Origin of the sequence: Sporocytophaga sp., assembly GCF_017745095.1 — a bacterium.
GTDB lineage: Bacteria > Bacteroidota > Bacteroidia > Cytophagales > Cytophagaceae > Sporocytophaga.
Map to the genome: position 1 here is coordinate 1 of NZ_JAGHZZ010000001.1, position 21,099 is coordinate 21,099.

A 21,099-nucleotide genomic window follows, 5' to 3' on the forward strand; every position below is an offset into this window, starting at 1 on the left:
CTATGGTATAATAACCTCCCGAAGGATTTGCTCTCATTGATATTGTGTCCGATGACGACCCGCAAATATATGCAACGTCTTCACCACTTACCTTTACTGTTTCCGGAAGGCCTGAAATAATGGGATCGTTGGGGGCTGCAATTTTTATTGTTCCTGACAAATCACACCCAACGGTAGAAAGGCCTCCAACCTTAATATCTACCTCGCTTTTATTGTACTTGATTGGTTCTATCTCAAAACTGTATATGTGACAATTAATGCTTTCTTCGATATCTACATATGCAATATTTAATGCAGGAATACCTCCAACAGATATCTGAGGCATCTGTTGACTTGCAGGTTGGCATCCATCTTTTATGAGAACCTGCAGAGGATACCTTTCCTGATTAGCACATATAGGTAACTCTTTGGTGGCTTTAAGGAATATAACTAGGCTCTCCTTATCATTTAGGATCTTTAATTCCGTGCCTATCGTAGTTTTTCCATTTGAACAAGTAGCATTGTTAGGTGTATATGCTATAATATTTTTATAAACCCCCTCACCTGCTTCATCACCTTTAAAGATCCAGGAGCTTCCTTGCTTTACGACCAAACCTTTTCCCGACAAATCTTCAAAAGTATAATCATTATCAAAGGTGCCATTTGTATTATTAAAAAGATCTTTTAAAATTATTGTTCCTCCCTGAGAAAGATATCTGAGGTATGAGGCCTTTTCATTAAGTTTTGGTGACCTTGAAAATGTTATTGTTGGACTGGTTATTTTATCACTCCTGCAACCATTTTCTGTAACATAAACATAATATGAACTGGATCCTGCAATAGCATTGTCTAGCGTTCTTGTAAAGACTCCACCAGCCTTTTCAACAAAGGTTAACAGTGTGTTGTTGTTATCGCCTGTTCTGCGAAACTCATAAGTTAACCCTGCTTTATATGGACTCAAAACTAAATCATAAGGGCCGTCTCCCTCATTGTTAAGGCAAACATTAGTCGAAGGGGCAGAGAGGGTATAGTTGGGGATGGATGTAACACTAAATGTTAAAGCTTGTTCTCCATATTCTTTAGCAACATCGTTTTGCTTTGCTACTACAACTTTTATTTCACTACCATTTTTAACATTAAAAATATCAAACTCAAAATCAGTTGTTACAAAAACAGGAGATGGACTTCCGGTTAAGTACACATAAAATTTATATGGAATATTTCCAGGGTTACTGTTGCCTTTGACTTTGAAGTTTAAGTCTTGAACTTTAATCCTTACTGTGGCAGACGTTGCACCCGACTGGAGACAGATATTGGTGGTTCCCCAGGTATTGTTCCACTGCGCAGCAATTGTGAATACCGCTGTGGTATCCCCTGCATTTGTTTCCGCAGCATAACTAGAAGAAAAAATCAAAAAAAATAAAAGGAAAACTAAAAGACTTATTTTTTTTCTATGAAGGAAAACTATATCTCTTTTCATTACAAACATTATTTAAAAAGTAAATTAAAAAGAAAAACATCCTGCAGATTAGCAGGATGTTAATTATATTGTTATTTTAATTCTTTAAACAACGAACACACATTTGGCCTCCTTCAAAATTTCTGCCTCGATCTATCGAATTACTATTCCTTGTAAAAGTCCTCGTCAATATATCGCCATTGGGATTTCCATTTGAAATTTTTGTAGACGTCCAAACATCGCGACTATTAGCGGGTCCTGAAGGGATAATAAAATTAAATCCTGTGCTACCACCATTCTGCAGCTTCAAACCTATACCTTTATCAACACCTCTATCCACCCCATATCCAATTTTCGCTGTGTCAGCATTTGACATACCTAAATAATTTTCAAGAGTTCTAAAGTCCAAATCAGATGGCAATCTCCAACCATTTGGACATGCAACTTTTGCTCCACTCAAATCATAATACTTGCCACCTGAAGATGGGTTATAAGAATTACCTTGTGACAACGGACCATCGTATCTTAAATCCTCTGCAAACCAAGTCTGATCTCCTATCTTTATAGTTTTATAAACTATCTGATCTCTCTCATCTTTAACTGTTCCCGCATTCGGATCTACCGGGTTATTATCATCTTTATCTTTTCCACAAGACATGAATGTAAGACCTGCAACAGCTAAAACCAGGGTCCAAGAAAGCATTAGTTTTTTCATTTTCTATAAGAAGTTTTTAATTCAAAAATATATTGGTCGATTAAAATAGATGTTTAAACTCAAAAGATATTCAACTGAATGAACTCCCCAAATGTACCAATTTTAGTAAAAATAGTAATCTTCAACTCTAAAATTTTTCGGGAATGCCAAAATAGGGAATAGTTTCTAAAAATCAAGAGATTAAAGGAAAAATGTTTGAATCGGGATACTCTAGATGAAAAATCCAAGAAATTTTCTCCTAAATTATTCCATTGAGAGCAAATGGATTAATGGCTGGACAGGATTGGCTATTTTGGGTATCTCTTTAATAGAGGTAGAACGATTGAAACTGTTATAAATAGCCCAAAGTATTACCTACTCAATTCTCTTTCGTATTGATGGGTACATCAACAAAATGGGTAAAGAAGAAGCTCCCATACATCCATAATTACGGTGTTAAAAGAAAGGATTTTACAAATTGGAAACTACTTCTGAACTTAGATCTTTCATAATTGATGCAACAAAACTCTCATCTAATCTTAAGACTTCCTGCACCTTCAGGAATATCGTCTAAAAGTACGTTAGGTTTATATCCAATAGAGTTTTCATTGTCTTCATACCAAAAATCAATGCCAGGACTTGCTTTGCACAATCCACCACATAAATAATCAACAGGTGCATCTTTCCAAATCAAATTAACAATCTTTCCATCCTTATATTCACCAATTACAAATTTTGTCTTGTATTTATACTCTTTTCATTAACAATAACGAATGCAAAATGCTTACCATCTGCACTCCATAAAGGATTACTAACACCATTGTTCTCCTCAGAAAAAAGAACCTGTGTGTTAGAATTCTGAATATTATAAAGCTTTATAGAATTACCACTTCCATATAATAACGACTTCTTATCAGGGGTAATCACTAGTAATGCGGGACAATTTAAAATACTATTTACTTCTTCAGATAATTTAACTGAATTGCCATTTTCTTCTTCCACACTATATCTAATTTTACAGTTCGGAAAATTTGCACTTCCTCTAACAAGTTTATATGCTTTAATAGAACTTGCATCACTTTTGCTAGGAACAGCTGAATTCTTTATTAATTCAAATTTACTATTTACCCATTTAAGCCTATATCCTAAATCCTTTTTAGAATCACATTCAACCACTTTTATATCTGTTCCTAATTCAGGAAGTAGATACCCGGGAATTGATCCGCTTTCTTGCTCGACCTTTTTAGACACACTCTCCAAATTAACCAGCTCTTTTGTAACATTGAACCATTGTTTATTTTTATATGTCCAGAAATCATACCGTGGGGGACATTGACCGCCAATATTGCAACCACGGCTAAAGACGGCAATTATGTCCCTACCTATAATTTTGTCTTTGAATAAGGCCATTTCTATACTAAAATCATTTTTATCAGAAGCTACCAAGTAGCCATTTTTGACATTGCTTTTTATAATATACATCTTTCTAAATGTAGCATCTGGCTTAGGACTGAATTCACAATTAAAGTAATCCTCTGCCGGAAGCATAAAATAATATTGTTCAATTGTGAAAGTATCTATTTGGTCAACATTAACAATGCCATCAATTGAAAATGATGAAGAGAATAGTAATATTATAAATATTAGTAAGCTTTTAAACATATATTAAAAAATCTTCGAAAAATATTGCGCTTATTCTCTCTTCCAATCAATCAATAAAATCCCAGTTAAGACAATCATGAGTTTAAAACCATTGTCACAGAAATTAATATACATTATTCCTTCACATATTTAATAAAATCTTCCGGGATACGCTCACAATCAGGACAAGAGTCTATTTTAATTTGAATTTTTATATCCTTTTTCTTCATAGGTACTTCTTCATTATTAATCTCCGCATCGGCTTCCTCCAAAATTTGGTCTATATGGATAAACTTGCCGGTGGAATCTACATCAAATTTACTTGACAATTCAACAAATCTATTGTCGCCTTCTGCTCCTCCATACTTCATTGCAACAATTGCAGAATTATGATATTGAAGTGTTTCGTAATCTCGATTTACCAATAATACAAAATCATATGCTCTCTCATTCCGTTCTACATTAATGCACATCAATTGTGAATTAAACTTATTTCCAGGATATTTAAACTGACCAAGAGGTATAACTTTTGAACTTAATGAATCTTTAAAAATATTTCGGATCTCTTTTAAATTCGTATAATGCTTTTCCAATACACTTTGGAGTTTTTCAAGAAAAAAGTATTTACAAGCCTCGTCTAATCTCAAATCATTTTGTTCTGAAACATTCCTATTTTCCTTATCCATCTCAAAAGAATATGGATATTTATATAAAGGAGCAAAATCAGAAAGAGGCGCTAAATCCTTAACTATTAAAGGCTCAAAAACTTTTTCTGATTTATTCTGGTCATTTAAAGTATCAGATACAGAAAGAAGAGTATCTTCAGATAAATACGTACTATCAATATTCGAATACTGCTCCTTATAAGGACTCATGCATCCTACTCCAAGCAGAAAAAAAAACAAGAAAAGAGAATTAATATATTTCATACAATTTATTTTTAAACTTCCTTTAGCCATGATATGAATAAATACTTAAGTTTTTAAATTTATCAATTCCCCATGCTTGATTTAAATAGAGCTCGCCAATTGTCTTTCCTGCCTGGACTACTTTTCCAAATTTAAACTCCATATTTGCACTATCCTGTTGTTTCTTCAGCTCTGCTCCTGAAGTTGGTATGCCCGTAGCAATATGTCCTGAATCAACAAAGTAAACTAATTCTCCTTTATTAATGTAATCTTTCCATGCATTATTTAGATTAGGAATCTTTATAAAACCATTTCCCTTTTGCATAAAATCTAATATATCTGCAGCAGTAGAGCCTAATTTCCCCTTAGGTAATCTTTCGAAGGGATCTTTGTTGGAAACTTTTAATGCAAGATCCATAGCAAATTGATTACACCAAGTGTGATTTTTATTTGGAATAATTTCTCCTGAATGATAGTGATGGCCATTTACTTCAGTATCTATATAAGCCGCTCCTCTTTTATATTTCGACTCATCCGCCATCTCCATTCCTATATTACGAATATTCACTCCCTCTTTTAATACTCGCTCTTCTCCAATATTATTGGACAAAGCCCGAGGATTTGCCACTTGCTCATCGGTAATATTCTTATGTTCCTTAGTTTGAGAATTTAAAACTTTTAACACTCTATTTCTTTGTGCTATATTAGCAGACCAATTCTTTGTCCCAAAAAAAGTATCCAAAGCATCTGCCAAACAATACAGAATTTTCTTGTCAAACCTTCTGAGCTCATCGTCTTTACATTGATTTACAACAGAGAATGCTAGATTATCTTTGTCTAAGTAAGGCAATGAGCTAAAAATATTGATTACTGTATTAGGATAGTTACACTGTTTAATTTTCGATGCTAATGTAACCATTGTAATATTTCCCTTTTTATAATTCTCATACGCAATCTCAAGCACATTTACTCTTGAATCCGATGTTTCCTTATTTTCTTTTACTGGATTTACTCTTTGGCTTTTGGCAAATTCCTCTAATAATGTAATAGTTTTTTTTCCGGGTGTTATCATTCCATCCGGTACCATTCGAGGAATCTTTATCTTTTGAAAATCTTTAATTGCATTAATTGTAGCACCATCAGCTAACCCGTTAATAGAAATATTGAATCCCGATTTAAAAAGCAATTGCTGAACAAAAATTGTATCGGCTTTTATATTTCTTCCTCCTAATCCTACAGAATCTGAAATACTTCCATTGCTTGAAATCCTTCTTTCAGAAGGAGTTGAAATAGCTTGAAAGGAAACCGCTACAGTTGGACTACTTGAAGAATTACTACCGGATGTCCTAATCGGACTTGTAGTGGAACCTTTAATTTCAACAGCTTTTCCTGACTCTAATGATGATATCACATAATTCAAATATGCCAATCTAATTTCATCCCTTCTAAACTTTCCTTCATAATCAACAGTCTGGCCATAAAAAGTTTCACTAGAATTATTCCTTCCTCTTGTCATACCCAGTGACTCTGTATAATCTTCTATATACCCAGATGTAAATATCTCCCTTACTGCTTTAAGCTGGTCGATTTGATTCCCTGAATGTTCTTTAATCGCTTCATTTATCCTTGCTATTCTATCATAAGCATAATATCCCCCATGATATTTCATATCTGTAAGTAAATCAGTTAAAGCAGGATGAAGACCTTCCCATTCTTCTGAAGTTAAAACATAAGTGCCTGCAGATTTCCCTTCCTTAACCTCCCGACTTCTTGCATTCCCTCCGCTACTTCTGTTTGAAGTAGCAAAGCTCTTTGTTGTCGCTTTCATTTTGAACCATTCCGCATTAAATAAATTCAACACAGCCTCTTCACTTATTTTTCCAATCGACTGTTTCTTTTCACTCACGAACTGGCTTGCAGCATTGCCTTTCAAACCAGCTGCTTTAGAAATCTGTTCTGCCTGATCCGCTGATACTCCTGCAGCAACAAGATCATCTATAATTTTCTCCTTGGTTCTGGAGCCCATATCATATCCCTTTCCAATCGTTACACCTGAGGAAGTTGATCCTTTAGGAATATGAATATTTCTAATCTGACTCATCCCACCCTCACCCTCAAGGGCAATTGAGCCAGCCTGAATTTCAACCTTATTTGCATCACTCTTTTGTATCAAATCTGGAGCATAATTTTGAACATTCGCAGATTCTCCTCTGGCGGCCTTCTCTCCCATTTCCTCTGCTTCCTTCTCCAAACCTTCATCATCATTAATTCCCACTCCCTTCTTCTGCACAGTAGGTTGTACCCTTCCTGCTCTTTGCTGCACAACGTGAGTCAATTCGTGGCCAATAAGCTCTTGACCTTTCTGAGATTCAGGATTGTATTGACCCGGAGCAAAATGAATATTGGTGCCATGTGTATAGGCATGCGCGTTAAGGTCCTTTGATTGTGATGAATTTTTGTGGATGCTAACATCGGAGAAATCTTCCCCAAAAGAGTTTTCCATTTTAGTCTGTACTTTACTAGGAAGCTTATCTGAAGCTATTTCATGACCTGGTTCATCACTTGCTTCATGCTCCACCGACATAGGTAGAACAGGACCTCTGCGCTGAACCGGCTCTTCTTCTGTTTGGGTGGCATAAAATTGCAATGGAATCGGACCCTTCCTTTGAATTGGTGCTACTTCATGATCGCCTTCTTCCATCGAAGGTACAGGACCACGACGCTGAATTGGCTCTTCCTCCTCTGATGGGTGAAACTGCAATGGAACAGGGCCCTTCCGCTGAACAGGTTCTTCTTCTAATTCTGCCATTGAAGGAACAGGACCACTGCGCTTATTTTTATCATCTCCACCTTCATTTCCGTCCCATTTTCTCTGCAATACTTCTGAGGATGGCGATTCTTTAGAAATGTCTTCTTCAGGAGCTGCTTCTTCCCTCTGAACTAGGCTTTGTACTGTAGCCTGTTGCTGAGACTGATAATTATTCTGATTCTTTGTGTCGTGACGATTTCTATGTAAAAATTCTCTCATAGCTGAATAAAAATTAACTGAAAACTTCTCATTCCTGAAACTGAACGCATATTATACTTTTCAAAAATCAGGTGATAAAACTGAATGGATTTCTTAATACGACTTCAAAATTCCTTTAAAAACTATCCATAAGCTGAAAGAATAATTGAAGTCCGGATTAAAGAATCATTTTGTACAAAAAAAATGTACCTAAAACTGTAATCCAAAAATAGATAGTTTAAATTAAAAGTCAAGAGGTTAAACCAATTTTATGGTACAATAAACATTTGTTTTCAGATCGACGCCTTAGTAAAAATAGTAATGACTGAATCGAGATTTATGGGATAATAGAATGAAAGCAATATTGGAAACTAGGATATAGATTATTCAGAGATCTTCAATTGAAAGCCTCTGAATAATCCATATCTTTAATTACTTTTATTTGTCAATTATTATCCTTCCAATATTGTATTCGCCATTCCTATTACTGACCTTATAAACATATATCCCAGTTGGAAATGCATCTGTATTAATTACAAATTTTCCTGGTGGAACTTCAGTGTTGAGCATTTCATTACCTGTTACTGAATAGATTGATAAATTGTACTTACCACTTGTTCCGTTAACGGTAAAGTTTAAATTATCAGTTGTGGGATTTGGATAGACAGAAGAAAATGTTTGGAACTCCTTTGTTGAGAAAATTCCACTAGGGATTGTTATGTCACCGCCATCAATTCTGCAGATGTTACCTATCATTGTGCCATTATAATATTGCAAGCTTCCACCTATTATGAATTTTCCGTCTGGTTGAATTCCAAGCTTAAAAATATCATCTCCAATGCTTATATTAAAGTCTTTATCAATAGACCCATCATAATTTAATCTTATAAATGGTTTAGTTAAAATTATCTGGCCATTGGATTGGATTATAATATCTCCTACGTCCATACTTCCCCAAATATTTTGAAATAAAAACTCATTATCAACATTGCCTTCTTTATCCAATCTAACTATTCCACCAGTTGAATAGCCATTAAAAGATCCAAAGTTTCCGCCCAAATATATTTTATCTTTATCCAGTGCTATAGAATTAATACGATTATCGGCACCTGAACCTATAATGAAAGCTGAATCAATGCTACCTTCATTATTCAGAAGAAGAATGTGATTCGCTGGGCTATCATCATAATTAGTAAAACTACCGACAACCAGTAATTTGTTATCAGGCATTATTTCAAAATCATAAATAGGTCCATCCGTACCTTTTCCAGTATAGAATTCTTCATCAAGGCTCCCATCAGAATTTAATCGCATAATGTTATGTACAAATTTACCATCGGAAGAGTAGAACAATCCGGTAATAATAATTTTACCATCTGGCCTCACCTTAACACCACCAATTATATTATTAGATCCTACCCATGTTTTAAAGTTTTTATCTATCGACCCATCTGGCAATAGTCGAACTATATTACCAACAGCATTGTCGTTAAAATGATTAAAGTTACCCACAACAATAAACTTTCCATCATCCTGTTTAGCAATTGCCATAGGATGATTATCGCCATTCCCAGTAAAACCGATTCCTGTTTCAAAAGTAGGATCAAGCGAACCGTTACTTAATAATCTGGCAATACCACAACTTCTCTCTTGGTTTACTGCAGTAAAGGTTCCCACCATTACTATTTTTCCATTAGGAAGTAATATAAAGTCGCTAACCTGACCGTCAGCCCCGTCACCGGGATTAAAATCTAAATCAAGGCTATAATCCTTATTCAAAAGAAATATTTTATTCCTTGGTTTATCATTGACAGTCTTAAATGAACCATAAACCAAAATTTTTCCATTTTTTAATACTTCAATCCCATCAACTGAAATGGAAGAAATAGAGGAAATATTTTTATCGAACTCTCCATCAGGTTTAATCTGAAAGAGTCCAGTTGTGTTTTTGCCATTATAAGTTGGAGAATAACAAGAAACAATAATTATCCCATTGGATAGTTCCTTTAAACTTGAAACAAAGATGTTTGAAAAGTGGCTATTCCAGGATCCACTTCCTGGATTAAACCCATTATCTAAAGAACCATCGGTGTTAAGACGAGCATAATTGTTTATAGCTTGCCCATTGTACTCAGTAAACTCACCTGCAATTATTATTTTACCAGATGACAAAATAAGTAATTTGCTGATGTCATCATTAGATCCTGATCCTGTTATAAAATTACCATCTATAGAACCATCAGCATTTAGTCTTACTAATTCTTTTGTTGAACCATCTGCAAAATTCAAATTTCCGCTAATAATAATTTTGTTATCTGATTGAACAGCACAATCATTTATAGAATAGCTTCTACCTGTTAATGGAGATTTAAATGAAGCATCAAGTGTTCCATCGCTATTTAATAGGGCAATTCCAGTATTTGAACTACTATTATACTCTGAAAAATATCCACAAATTAAAATTTTCCCATCTTGTCTTATATTAATGGATAAAATTGAAGTTGCATTTAAATCTCCTTTAAATGATTTGTCAAGAGACCCATCTTCATTAAGTCTTGCGAAGTTGCCAAAATTAGAACCATCCCAATTATTAAAATAGCCACTTATCAAAATTTTTCCATCAGACTGAAAGGCTATAGCATTAAGTCCACTAGATAATTGAAATGCATTGATAAATGTATTGTCCACCGTTCCATCTGCATTGAGTCTTCTTAGTCCCCTTTCAGTCCCTAAGAGTATTTTTCCACCTGATACTTCTTTGGCTGCTTTAATTCGAAAAACAGAATAGCCATAAGAATGAAAGGTCGAATCAAGCTTGCCCAGTTGGCAATAAGCTTGCGTGATAGAGAGTATGTAAAGTATAGTAATGAAGAGTTTTTTCATTTTCTGTTTTATTTATTGGTTGAAAAATTTTATAAAATCGATGTAAATAAAAATTAACAATTAGCAGTACACTCTTTAGTCCTGCCAATAATGAGCATTAGTTTTTTAAACAACGGACACATAATTTTGCTTTCTCAGGCTTTCCATTAAATGTCCTATAAACTGAAGAATCATTGGGATGTAATATTCTCATGTACTGATATTGCCAATAATCTTTTTGAGTATCTGAAGACCAGAAATAAGTTCCATTCCCCAATATTATAGCGTTAAAACCAGAACTTCCTCCTTTTGCTAAACGCATCCCAATAGATTCACTAACACCTCTTGTTTCGTACACACCGACTTTAGCAGTGTCATCATCACTCATTCCCAAATTATGCTCCAACGTTCTCCATTCCTCATCAGTTGGTAAATGGTAACCTTCCGGGCAAGCCATTTTAGCGTCCGGCCCAGTATATAATCTGCCATATTTATCACAAGAATCATCAGCACAAGAAGACGATCCATCCATTTCATAATTTAAATTCTCTGCAAACCATGTCTGTCCAAATATAGTTACCAGCTTATATATCTTTTGATCTCTGGGATCTTTAAATGTTGATTCCGATGATTGCTGCGGTTTATTATCTTTATCTTTTTTACAAGACACAAAAAGAATACTCACCATAGCCAAAGGTAGGACAAACGAAAACATTTGGTTTTTCATTTTATTAAAAGTTTGTGGTTAAAAATATATTTTACAAAGTGGTTTTTACTCATAGCTATTTATACAGTTGAACAATTTATCAAAAGATAAAAATTATAATCCGAAAGTCTATAGTCCTTAGGCAATCTCAAATAGAGACTTCAAGTCTATCACAAGACATCCAAAATGCGTGGATACATTCTTATTTATTCTGAAGACAACGAACACAAGCTTCGCGAGAACTAGGTTCTAAAGTTCTAAACACAGCATTTGCATCGGTATTAACCGATCTTAAATATTGATTTGAATATAAAATTGTAGATGCCCAGTAAAATCCAAATCCATAAACATTCATTGATTCAAACATAGACGTTCCACCTTTATGTAGCTTCAAAGCTACATTTTTATCTTTTCCCCTTGGGTAAGCCGAACTAACTGTACTTAAATCTTCTTCTGACATCCCCAAATATCTTTCAAGTACTTTCCATTCTTCATCCGAAGGCAAATGCCAACCATTTGGACATACAATTTTCGCCGCATCTCCTGTATACATCATTCCATATTTCTTTGCCGAATCTAAACTTGAATAAGGACGAAAAGAAGAGCCTGCTTTCAATGTTCCTTCATAAGCTAAATTCTCTGCAAACCACATCTGATTACCAATCCGAATAGTTTTATAGATCTTACTATCTCTTGGATCTTTAAAAGTAGATTCAGCAGATTGTGGTTTATTATCCTTATCCTTTTTACAAGACACAAAAAGAATACTCACCATAGCCAAAGCTAAGGCACAAGAAAACAGTTGTTTTTTCATTTAATTAAAAGTTGTTTGGGTCAAAAATATATTTTACAAAGTGTATTTTCATCATAGGTGTTATATGGTTGAACAATTGTTCAAAAGATGAAAAAAAATTAAACGCCACATCACCGGATCTATAAGTTATCTGCATAGGTACAAAGCCGCGTTCCTGAATGAAGTTTTCAACCTCAGTGCTCCCCAATAGAACAGGACCTCTTCGCTGCCCCCTGCTTTCATCATCACCTCCAAAGCTGTCCCACTTTCTTTGAAATACTGCTTCAGGAGTTTCATTAGAAACTTCCTCTTCAGGTTTAATCTCTGTCTTATTCTCTAATGGCTTTAACTGTGTCTGCTGAGACTGGTGGAAATTCTGATGATTATTCGAACCTTGACGGTTCTTTTGTAATAATTCTCCCATAGCTATTTGAATAAAAGTTAAATGAAAAAGCTGTGAATTATTCCGGAACCAACATTCAAAAATTTATTCAACAACCGGATTTAATAAAGAAAGAGTTTTATGCAAACTCTGGGGCTTGTAGATTATCCAACAGCTGGTAGTATAATTACAAACTTGTACTCGAAAACTTTGTACAAAAAAATCTGTACCTGAAAATGTGTTTCAAAAGTAAAAAGATTTATTTAAAAGTCAAGGAGTTAGTAAAAAAATTTTAATACTTAAATGAATCTTGAATTATTCTCCTTTTCATTGTAAAATATTTTCGGCACCAAAACATGTATGCATGTTGAGGTACGATCCAGGTATGATATACTTTTAACTTGAATGAAGCTACTATATATAAAAAAAAAGAGAGGTTACCTCATCATTGAAATAACCTCTCTTTTAAGCAGAGCTTGAGATCTTTGAATTATTTTTCAGCCACAAACTTTCCTGAACTCAAATCAAATTTATACTTTGTCGTTACAGGATTCTTTTTGGTAACTTTCCCTTTTGCATCATAATGCTTCTCTATATAATCTGTACTTAGTACAACTGTATTATCTGATTTTTCAAGAACACCCGTCAATACCATTCTTACTTGAGATCCTCCTTCTTCTTCGGCAGCCATTTTTCCATCAAGGATCTTTCCTTCTTTATCATAAGCAATCACACAAACAAAAGTATAGCTTTCATAAAATAATGAAAATATAGCCAATGTTACATTTTCATTCAATGTCACCTTTCCTATAGCTTTGTAATTGCTACTACTAAAATCCGGATAGTTGAAATTATATGGATAGTCCTTCTCCGAAATTTTGCTGGTAAATGGTTTGATGTATTTACTTTGATAGCTTGTGTCAATGGCTGTAAGCTGATCCTCTTCAAGATCCCTCGGCACCAATTCTACCGGTGTTGTAAGTTCTTTAAAGTTAGAAATAAATGAAGCGTAAGTACCAACCTCTCCTGTTGACTGAGGAACATCAGAAGTAGAGGCCGTGTCTTGCGAATGCACCGGAGCTTCTTCTATAACAGCTGAGGTGTCTGTCTTCACTTCTTGCTGATCGTTCTTCTTTTCACTGGTGCATGAATAAATCATTAATGAAAGCAATAAAAGGATTGAAATACGTGACATTTTTATAAGGTTATTAAATTTTTGAAAGTATGAATATTTGCATGTTTAAAACACTTTAATGACTATAGTGGGTATCGAACTCTTCCCAGAAGATATATGACCAAGCTTAGCCTTTATCTCGCGACAAATTTACATTCCTCTGAAGACCATTCCAGCCTTAGTTTTTTATTTCTTTCTTCTTCAGTGGTTTTAAGTATTGGATCATCTGCATTGGACTCCTGGAAGGCCGGACCAAGTTTAGATGGATTTAGCTTAACGTTGATTGTGTTTTTATCAATCTCAAATTGAAAGTCATCTTTTGAAACATTAGCTTTCGTAATAGTACTCAAGACTTTTGGATCCAAAACCTCAGCTGTAACATCATTCCACTTTTCATTATCCAACTTAAACACTTTCAAGGTGTATGATTGAAAGCTTCCCATCAACTCTGATACCAAGAGAGCAGTATACTGATGCCCTCCACATGACTTTAACTCTACTGCTCTTACTGAATAATCACCTGCAGTATAGGCAATGCTATCACCAGAAGAAGAAACAACGGCCTGATCAACTGGCTCATCATAAGCAGGATCATACACAGCAAAATTTCCGCCTTCCTCTCTAATCTCAGGTAAAGAGAATGCCTCATTATGATTGAGGTGTAGAGGTATTGTCTGAAGTTGCTTATGGAAAGCCAGGATATTCATCTGTTCTTTTACATTATTGTTTTCCGGACTAGCAACACTGGTTGCTGTATCTATAACTGAATAGGCTGTAGTGTCTTTCATCTCTGTTTTTTCTGAATGAGTTGAACAGGCTATAAGAATAGCCATAAATAATGGAGAAAGTTTTTTCATTTGTTTATTTAACTTTTAAAATTACCAGCCATCTGAATACGGAGAATGTTTTTACATCATCCCAATCTAGGAAAACATTTTCTCCCATGTTATGAGGTACTAGTTTTTCAGTTGAGGTCAGGAAGCCTTTGGTCTGAGCCAACAATGCCGAATTATACTTGAATCGTTTTTCGATGACCGCAATATTAGCATTAATCTTTTGCTTACTATCGGCTATCTTACTTCCGTTCTTTATGTAAGTACTCTTAGCTCCCAGAATCAAACCATAAGGGTCGTTGATGATAAGTCCATCTTCTACAACTTTTACAAGGTTTACCACGTGACCTCCTGTGAGATATGTTCCTCCAAAGCCTGTGTTTCCCTTGTCAAGTTCAGGAGCAATGTTCTTGTATTTTGTTTTATCAAAAACATCATAATAATCCAGAGTTTTCTGAACTCCTGTGAAAATCTGTTTTCCAACATGAGACAGACATGCACCAAACTGATGAGGTGGGTTACCGTCAAACTTAAAATCTTTACCCATTACATTTTTCTTGAAGTAGTCAGAACCCAACTGCACAAACCTTCTTATAATGAGATCTTCAAGATCGTATCCCATAAGCTCTGCACGTTTAGTCTCATCATAGCCTCCTCCTTTGACTAAGAGATTGATGGTGTTCGTCTTCAGATCATGTTCTGATGCCTGACTCTTTAATGTCATAGCAAGGGATGTCACATTACACATGTTGTCCGCAGACACATTGCCGCCTTTGGTTCCTGCCCCATAAATATCAGTACCACTGAATTTATTATCTCTCTGACTTGAGTATATGCTTTTCTTATCGGTCTCCTGAGTAGTTGGAGCTGGTGCAGTAGTTTTAGTTTCTGTTTTGGCTGGAGTAGCCTTTGCATCCGCTGTTTTTGCTGGTGTTGTAGATTGTGGAGCACTTGAGCTTGTACCAAATATACTACCTAGGCCTTTTGAAAAAGAATCCCAGCCATCTTCTATAATACCTTTAGTTGTTTCAACTGCATCATTCAACAAATCAAAAGAACTTTCCATAAAGCCCTTTTCCTCCGCTAATGGTGACTTGGTAACATTCTCTGAAGGTTTCTGTACTTTAGGAACTTTGATCTTGTCTCCCGCAGCAAAGCCTTCGACAACCTTGCCCGATTTAGTTGGCCATTGTTTTAATTTATCTTTGTTCAGATTTTTTATTGTAGCCTCATCTGTCTTAAACTTAGCAGCAATGACTTCAAGTGACTCTCCGCTTTTAACTATATACTCTCCATCACCTACCTGATTACCAGATGAAACTGGGGTAGCCGCAGGACCTGCCGGAGTTGTTTTATTTGCATTCCCATTGATACCCAGCGCTGCTTCAATTGCTTTAACACGGCGATTAAACCTGTCTTCAGGAACACTCTTCCATTTCGTTTTGTCCTTCATCACTTTGTATAGTGCCTGAAGGTCATTTTTCGCCATTGGCTCCTGAACATACTTCCTGGTTTCTCCATAATAATCACCACGGAACCTAAGATCTACAATGATATCACGAATGGTGGGATCAAGCGTGTCAAAGTTGACCTCTCCATATTTCTCAACTACATCTGCTTTTGTTGAAATTCTTTTTACATCTTTCTCAATACTTGCATAACTTAGGTTAAATAATTTCTCCTGTTGTTCAAGTGAAATTTCCGGCAAGCTGTCCTTATTATCTTTGAGCCAGTCCTGAGCTTCTTCTCCCTGTAATCCAACTGCACCTGAGAATTTAGAAAAATCAATACCTACAGAAGTAAACTCATCTTTTATAGTTTGTTTAGATCCTCTATGCGCCAGATCATATCCTCTACCTATGGTCACACCAGAAGGTCCGCCCGGCCAATGTGCCCTTCTTGAATAGTATCTGCTTTGAGAATCATTGTTTCCTTCAGCATCAAACGTTATTTGTCCTTTGTCAACTTTCAGAGGATCGTTCGCCGCTTGCTTTTGTACAATAGAACCAGAAGGTTGGGTTGATTGAGAAGTTGATTCAGAAGACTGAACTATTCCCTTTGCTGCTTTTTCTCCCATCTCATCCGCTTCCTTTTCCAATCCTTTATCATCATTGATACCGACACCTTTCTTTTGAACTGTAGGTTGCACTCTTCCTTCGCGCTGCTGGACCACGTGAGTCAGTTCGTGACCAAGAAGTTCTTGTCCCTTTTGTGACTCAGGATTATATTGTCCCGGAGCAAAATGGATATTATTGCCCTGTGTATAAGCAAGTGCATTAAGATCCTTAGACTGTGATGATGATTTGTGTATGTTTACATCAGAGAAGTCTTCTCCGAATGAAGTTTCCATTTTTGCCTGAACAGTTGATGGCAATTTATCCGATGCTGTTTCACTGCCAGATTCATATTGCCCTTCAGGCTCCATTGTCATGGCTGGAACAGGTCCTTTTCTCTGAACGGTCTCTTCCTCCTCTTCTTCTGTCTCCATCGCTTGTACCGGACCTTTGCGTTGAACCGGCACTTCTTCCTCCTCAGATGTTTGGAACTGTAAAGGCACAGGCCCCTTTTTCTGAACAGGCTCCTCTTCTAATTCATCTGCGCTAAACTGCAATGGCACAGGTCCCTTGCGCTGAACCGGCATTTCTCCCGGTTCCGACATAGATGGTACCGGACCTCTACGCAGGTTTTTATTATCTTCATCGCCATCAGAATAATCCCATTTTCTCTGAAACACCTCAGATACAGGCGACTCCGTGGAAACTTCCTGCTCCGGCTCTGCTTCTGCCTTCTGGACCGGATTATTTGCAGGAGCTGCTTGTTTTGTCTGCTGCGACTGGTGATTATTTTGGTTCTTAGTGTTTTGACGACGTCCTTGTAAAAACTCTCCCATGGTTAACTACTCCTGATAAAAATTAACTGAAAAATCTTTTCGGTTATAAAACTAAACATTTGATAACCCCTTTCAAACTTCTGACGGTAAACCAGATTGATTTTTTTAATACGATATTCAATTGCTTAGGATACATTTGAAGACCATATAAAATTATCATTTGCAAAAAAACCTGTTCTGATAATCTCTGTAAAAATATAATCTATTTAATAGAACTAAAAATATTATATGTTATGGATTTGTAAGTATCAATGCTGTCGGCAGGAAATTTCATAGTGAAATTCATGCAAGATCTATTTTTCATAATCATCTTTCTGATTTTATAGTCATTATCCTTTTTTCCGGAAAAATAAAGTGACCCTTCAGTAATACTGCTTGAATCAACCTTTGCCTGTTCTCCAAGCTCGACACTCTTATTAAGATTCAGGATTTCTTCCATGGAATATTCTTTATCTTCATAATTTTCAAACTCTCCGATGTCTTCGTGAATGCTAAATGAAACAAGAGCATTTTTAGAAATGAATTCGTCACACACGACAATGTTGCATGTATTTCCTTTATGTATGAAAAGATCTTTAGGTAGCTGCATGCACAATTTCCATCTGTCATTGCAATAAGATTCATACTGAACCGATGAACTTCCTTCCGCCCTTTGAATTCCGACAAATGCTGTATCTGAATTAGATTGCAACTGTTCCCTTGAAGACTCTACTGCAATAGTATCAGGTGCGCCAACCTCACTGATATTTCCTTCTGTAGTTTGCTTGCAGCTAAAAAGTGTAATAAGTAATAATAGACTAAAAACTCTTATGTTCATTTATAATTTCACTTTATATAAAAATCTATTCCTCTCCCGATACGCTAACCGATTCATTTGAAGCATGTTTAGATCATGATGCCTTGCCAAGCATCAGTTCCTCCTGGTTTAAAACTCAGCTGGCTAAATTTCTCCCACACATCAAATCACCGCACAAAAAGTATAGCATCTTCTGACTTTGCTGGAAAGATTATCTTTCCATTCATATTCATTAAGCCATATTTACCCTTCTTACAAAACAGCAAAGTATTCCTACCTTGAACCGGATGATGAATATATGCTCCTTCTTTCTTATTTACAGAGAAATTTGACAGTTTTACTTTTCCTGTTTTATCTATCAGATGGTATTTGCCATTTTGCTTTACAAGCGCATAACCTAACCTGAATTCAGTTGTGTAATCATACACAAAATCGGTTGTTTGTGTACCATCTGTCTTAAAGTAAGCCCACTTATTATTCTTTTTAACTGCAACGACTTCATCACCATAGATTTCAACAAAATCATAAATCAAAGGAATCTTCACGTTCCCAAGACTATCCACTAGTCCCCATTTATCTTTCTTCACTTCAAGGTAACCACCTTTAACTTCCCCCACGTCAGTATAACAGCATGCTGTTTCCTTGCCATTTCTGGAATGCACAATGCGCCAGCCTTCTTCTCTTATGTTGCAGGCTATGAAATTTTCAAGCCTCAGCTGATGACATTCATTACCTTTTACATACAAATATTTTTGTCTTAGCTGAATAGAATCATATTTAAATGGTACAATTATTTCATTCTTGCTATTCAGGCAACCCATCGCATAGTGATAATCCGGTTTGCCAAAGTTGAAAAACTTACCTGCATAGTAAAGATCATCATATTGATATTCCAGATAGTTGTACTCCAGAGGTATGAGAACTTTGTTACTCTTATCTATGGTTCCATAGAGTGTAATTGACCAATTGTCTTTTTGGCCTACGATGGCCTTGTCATCCAAAAACAACTCCGCTTCCTCATATTCGCAAGGGATAACTGAATTATCCAGCCCATCTATATAGCCAAACTTCATGTCACTATATTTTTGTATTAATCCCGAAGAATAGATACTGCTAAAAGAACTGAATGTAAACGGGTCATAGATTAAAGGAATTTTGACTTTTCCCTGTTCATCAATATAACCTTCATTCCCTAGAGTATCCTGGACAAGAGATAGGCCGTTATGAAATGAAAAAACAAATTTGTAAATCACTGGCACTACAACATTTCCCTTTCTGTCTACCACCCCATGCCTTTCATTATTGCTTACGGTAATGAGACGATCTCTGCACGTCACTGATAAAAGATCATATGTTGGTTTTAGCACTATCTTTCCATGATTGTCAATAATACCTGATTTTTTATTGATCTTGTAAGAAGTTAAAGTATCATAGTTTAGTTCCTGACCTATGGCCTGCAAAACCAGAACAATGAAAGAAAATAAAACCAAGAACTTTTTCATGAAACTTCCAATAAACATAATCTACATTCCTTGCCTAATCTTCATGAAATCTATTTATGATGCAGATACAATTTTTCCGATAGATCAGGTTTGTTTAGGAAATAAAACCATTCCTGTTATATCACTTAAAAGAAATTAATACACAAAAAGTATTGCCTCTTCCGACCTCGCTGGAAAAATAATCTTTCCATTCATATTCATTAAGCCATATTTACCTTTCTTCCAAAACAGCAGGGTGTTACTGCCCTGAACAGGATGATGAATATATGTTCCTTCTTCTTTATTCACCGGAAAATTTGCCAGTTTTACTTTTCCAGTTTTATCTATCAGATGGTACTTGTCACTTTGCTTAACAAGTGCATAACCCAACCTAAATTCAGTTATGTAATCATAAACAAAATCGGTTGTTTGTATACCATCTGTCTTAAAGTAAGCCCATTTGTTATTCTTTTTAACTGCAACGACTTCATCATCATAGATTTCAACAAAATCATATATCAAAGGAATCTTCACATTCCCAAGACTATCCACTAGTCCCCATTTATCTTTCTTCACTTCAAGGTAACCACCTTTAACTTCCCCCACGTCAGTATAACAGCAGGCTGTTTCCTTACCATTTCTGGAATCCACAATGCGCCAGCCTTCTTCTCTTATGTTGCAGGCTATGAAGTTTTCAAGTTTCAGCTTATAACATTCATTACCTTTTACATACAAATACTTTTGTCTTAGCTGAATAGAATCATATTTAAAGGGTACAATTATTTCATTCTTGCTATTCAGGCAGCCCATCGCATAGTGATAATCAGGTTTGCCAAAGTTGAAAAACTTACCTGCATAATAAATATCATCATATTGGTATTCAAGATAGTTATACTCCGGTCGGATTTGAACTTGATTATACTTATCAATTGTTCCATAGAGAATGGTTGACCATTGATCCTTCTTTCCTACGATGGCTCTTTGATCCTGGAATATTTTTGCATCATCGTATTCAAATGGAATAACTAAATCGTTATGGCCATTAATATAACCATAGTATAACTCTTTACTTTTTACTATTCGATCATCAATGTAGAAGCCTTTAAAATCTTCAAAAGAGTAAGGATTTTCTATTGGTATCTCAACTTCGCCATTTGGATTAATATAACCTCCTGACATATTCGCATCATTTACTAGTGCTAATCCATTATAAAATCGATTGGCAAACTTATATTTTAACGGTATAACAATTTTTCCATGCCTATTTATGTAACCTGCAACCTCACCCCTTTTTACAGAAATTAAACTATCGGTACAATAAAATACAATGAAATCATATTCATCATTTGAAATTAAAGTTCCTTTGTTTTTTATAAGCTGCCTCTTACCATTATGCTTATACACAGCCAGACTATCAAATATTATATTCTGACCGAGCCCTTCTGTAATCCAGGTTAAACAAATAAAGAGACCGAATAAAATGTTTTTAATCAT

Annotated in this window: 17 protein-coding genes; 1 reads left to right on the plus strand and 16 read right to left on the minus strand. The window is 35.4% G+C overall.

The genetic code is table 11. The features are described 5' to 3' along the window. Together J7604_RS00005 and J7604_RS00010 are read right to left on the minus strand one after the other, a co-directional pair. Positions 1-1,459 (minus strand): hypothetical protein (locus J7604_RS00005; RefSeq protein ID WP_293889632.1); only part of this gene is annotated, 1,459 nt, incomplete at its 3' end. A gap of 76 nt (positions 1,460-1,535) precedes the next feature. Continuing rightward, the gene (locus J7604_RS00010) at positions 1,536-2,153 is read right to left on the minus strand and encodes an FISUMP domain-containing protein (protein ID WP_293889633.1); all 618 of its coding nucleotides are present in this window, start codon (positions 2,151-2,153) and stop codon (positions 1,536-1,538) included. Between the two features lie 214 nt (positions 2,154-2,367). Here J7604_RS00010 and J7604_RS00015 point away from each other — a divergent pair, with 214 nt between their 5' ends. Beyond that, positions 2,368-2,490: a hypothetical protein gene (locus J7604_RS00015; RefSeq protein WP_293889634.1), complete on the plus strand. Its 123-nt coding sequence runs from the start codon at positions 2,368-2,370 to the stop codon at positions 2,488-2,490. Between the two features lie 171 nt (positions 2,491-2,661). Here J7604_RS00015 and J7604_RS00020 read toward each other — a convergent pair whose 3' ends face one another. The 14 genes from J7604_RS00020 to J7604_RS00085 all read right to left on the minus strand — a co-directional run bounded on the left by J7604_RS00020 (position 2,662) and on the right by J7604_RS00085 (position 21,099). Beyond that, a complete protein-coding gene (locus J7604_RS00020) occupies positions 2,662-2,826 on the minus strand; it encodes a hypothetical protein (RefSeq protein WP_293889635.1) in 165 nt (54 codons plus the stop codon). A gap of 32 nt (positions 2,827-2,858) precedes the next feature. Further along, positions 2,859-3,794 carry a hypothetical protein gene (locus J7604_RS00025; RefSeq protein WP_293889636.1) on the minus strand — a complete coding sequence of 312 codons (936 nt, stop codon included), beginning with the start codon at positions 3,792-3,794 and terminating at the stop codon, positions 2,859-2,861. Positions 3,795-3,907: 113 nt separating this feature from the next. Beyond that, on the minus strand, positions 3,908-4,702 hold the full coding sequence (locus J7604_RS00030) for a hypothetical protein (protein WP_293889637.1): 795 nt from the start codon (positions 4,700-4,702) through the stop codon (positions 3,908-3,910). A 22-nt stretch (positions 4,703-4,724) separates the two neighbouring features. Further along, positions 4,725-7,709, minus strand: a complete 2,985-nt coding sequence (locus J7604_RS00035; protein WP_293889638.1) for a pesticin C-terminus-like muramidase — start codon at positions 7,707-7,709, stop codon at positions 4,725-4,727. A 417-nt stretch (positions 7,710-8,126) separates the two neighbouring features. Then, complete coding sequence (locus J7604_RS00040; protein ID WP_293889639.1) at positions 8,127-10,571, minus strand: T9SS type A sorting domain-containing protein; 2,445 nt, start codon at positions 10,569-10,571, stop codon at positions 8,127-8,129. Between the two features lie 97 nt (positions 10,572-10,668). Beyond that, positions 10,669-11,277 carry an FISUMP domain-containing protein gene (locus J7604_RS00045; RefSeq protein WP_293889640.1) on the minus strand — a complete coding sequence of 203 codons (609 nt, stop codon included), beginning with the start codon at positions 11,275-11,277 and terminating at the stop codon, positions 10,669-10,671. A 181-nt stretch (positions 11,278-11,458) separates the two neighbouring features. Continuing rightward, positions 11,459-12,070, minus strand: coding sequence for an FISUMP domain-containing protein (locus J7604_RS00050; RefSeq protein WP_293889641.1), 612 nt, complete (start codon positions 12,068-12,070; stop codon positions 11,459-11,461). A gap of 4 nt (positions 12,071-12,074) precedes the next feature. Next, positions 12,075-12,473, minus strand: a complete 399-nt coding sequence (locus J7604_RS00055) for a hypothetical protein (protein ID WP_293889642.1) — start codon at positions 12,471-12,473, stop codon at positions 12,075-12,077. Positions 12,474-12,921: 448 nt separating this feature from the next. Then, a complete protein-coding gene (locus J7604_RS00060) occupies positions 12,922-13,626 on the minus strand; it encodes a hypothetical protein (RefSeq protein WP_293889643.1) in 705 nt (234 codons plus the stop codon). 113 nt (positions 13,627-13,739) lie between these two features. Continuing rightward, a complete protein-coding gene (locus tag J7604_RS00065) occupies positions 13,740-14,462 on the minus strand; it encodes a hypothetical protein (protein WP_293889644.1) in 723 nt (240 codons plus the stop codon). A gap of 4 nt (positions 14,463-14,466) precedes the next feature. Continuing rightward, complete coding sequence (locus J7604_RS00070) at positions 14,467-17,328, minus strand: pesticin C-terminus-like muramidase (RefSeq protein ID WP_293889645.1); 2,862 nt, start codon at positions 17,326-17,328, stop codon at positions 14,467-14,469. 202 nt (positions 17,329-17,530) lie between these two features. After that, on the minus strand, positions 17,531-18,145 hold the full coding sequence (locus J7604_RS00075) for a hypothetical protein (RefSeq protein WP_293889646.1): 615 nt from the start codon (positions 18,143-18,145) through the stop codon (positions 17,531-17,533). A 146-nt stretch (positions 18,146-18,291) separates the two neighbouring features. Continuing rightward, positions 18,292-19,626: a WG repeat-containing protein gene (locus J7604_RS00080; RefSeq protein WP_293889647.1), complete on the minus strand. Its 1,335-nt coding sequence runs from the start codon at positions 19,624-19,626 to the stop codon at positions 18,292-18,294. A 135-nt stretch (positions 19,627-19,761) separates the two neighbouring features. Next, positions 19,762-21,099, minus strand: a complete 1,338-nt coding sequence (locus tag J7604_RS00085) for a WG repeat-containing protein (protein WP_293889648.1) — start codon at positions 21,097-21,099, stop codon at positions 19,762-19,764.

Coding starts and splice junctions, on each gene's coding strand:
- J7604_RS00040 (WP_293889639.1), bottom strand. CDS start 10,571: ATGAAAAAACTCTTCATTACTATACTTTACATACTCTCTATCACGCAA.
- J7604_RS00030 (WP_293889637.1), bottom strand. CDS start 4,702: ATGAAATATATTAATTCTCTTTTCTTGTTTTTTTTTCTGCTTGGAGTA.
- J7604_RS00080 (WP_293889647.1), bottom strand. CDS start 19,626: ATGAAAAAGTTCTTGGTTTTATTTTCTTTCATTGTTCTGGTTTTGCAG.
- J7604_RS00075 (WP_293889646.1), bottom strand. CDS start 18,145: ATGAACATAAGAGTTTTTAGTCTATTATTACTTATTACACTTTTTAGC.
- J7604_RS00085 (WP_293889648.1), bottom strand. CDS start 21,099: ATGATTAAAAACATTTTATTCGGTCTCTTTATTTGTTTAACCTGGATT.
- J7604_RS00045 (WP_293889640.1), bottom strand. CDS start 11,277: ATGAAAAACCAAATGTTTTCGTTTGTCCTACCTTTGGCTATGGTGAGT.
- J7604_RS00050 (WP_293889641.1), bottom strand. CDS start 12,070: ATGAAAAAACAACTGTTTTCTTGTGCCTTAGCTTTGGCTATGGTGAGT.
- J7604_RS00070 (WP_293889645.1), bottom strand. CDS start 17,328: ATGGGAGAGTTTTTACAAGGACGTCGTCAAAACACTAAGAACCAAAAT.
- J7604_RS00060 (WP_293889643.1), bottom strand. CDS start 13,626: ATGTCACGTATTTCAATCCTTTTATTGCTTTCATTAATGATTTATTCA.
- J7604_RS00010 (WP_293889633.1), bottom strand. CDS start 2,153: ATGAAAAAACTAATGCTTTCTTGGACCCTGGTTTTAGCTGTTGCAGGT.
- J7604_RS00065 (WP_293889644.1), bottom strand. CDS start 14,462: ATGAAAAAACTTTCTCCATTATTTATGGCTATTCTTATAGCCTGTTCA.
- J7604_RS00055 (WP_293889642.1), bottom strand. CDS start 12,473: ATGGGAGAATTATTACAAAAGAACCGTCAAGGTTCGAATAATCATCAG.
- J7604_RS00015 (WP_293889634.1), top strand. CDS start 2,368: ATGAAAAATCCAAGAAATTTTCTCCTAAATTATTCCATTGAGAGCAAA.
- J7604_RS00025 (WP_293889636.1), bottom strand. CDS start 3,794: ATGTTTAAAAGCTTACTAATATTTATAATATTACTATTCTCTTCATCA.
- J7604_RS00035 (WP_293889638.1), bottom strand. CDS start 7,709: ATGAGAGAATTTTTACATAGAAATCGTCACGACACAAAGAATCAGAAT.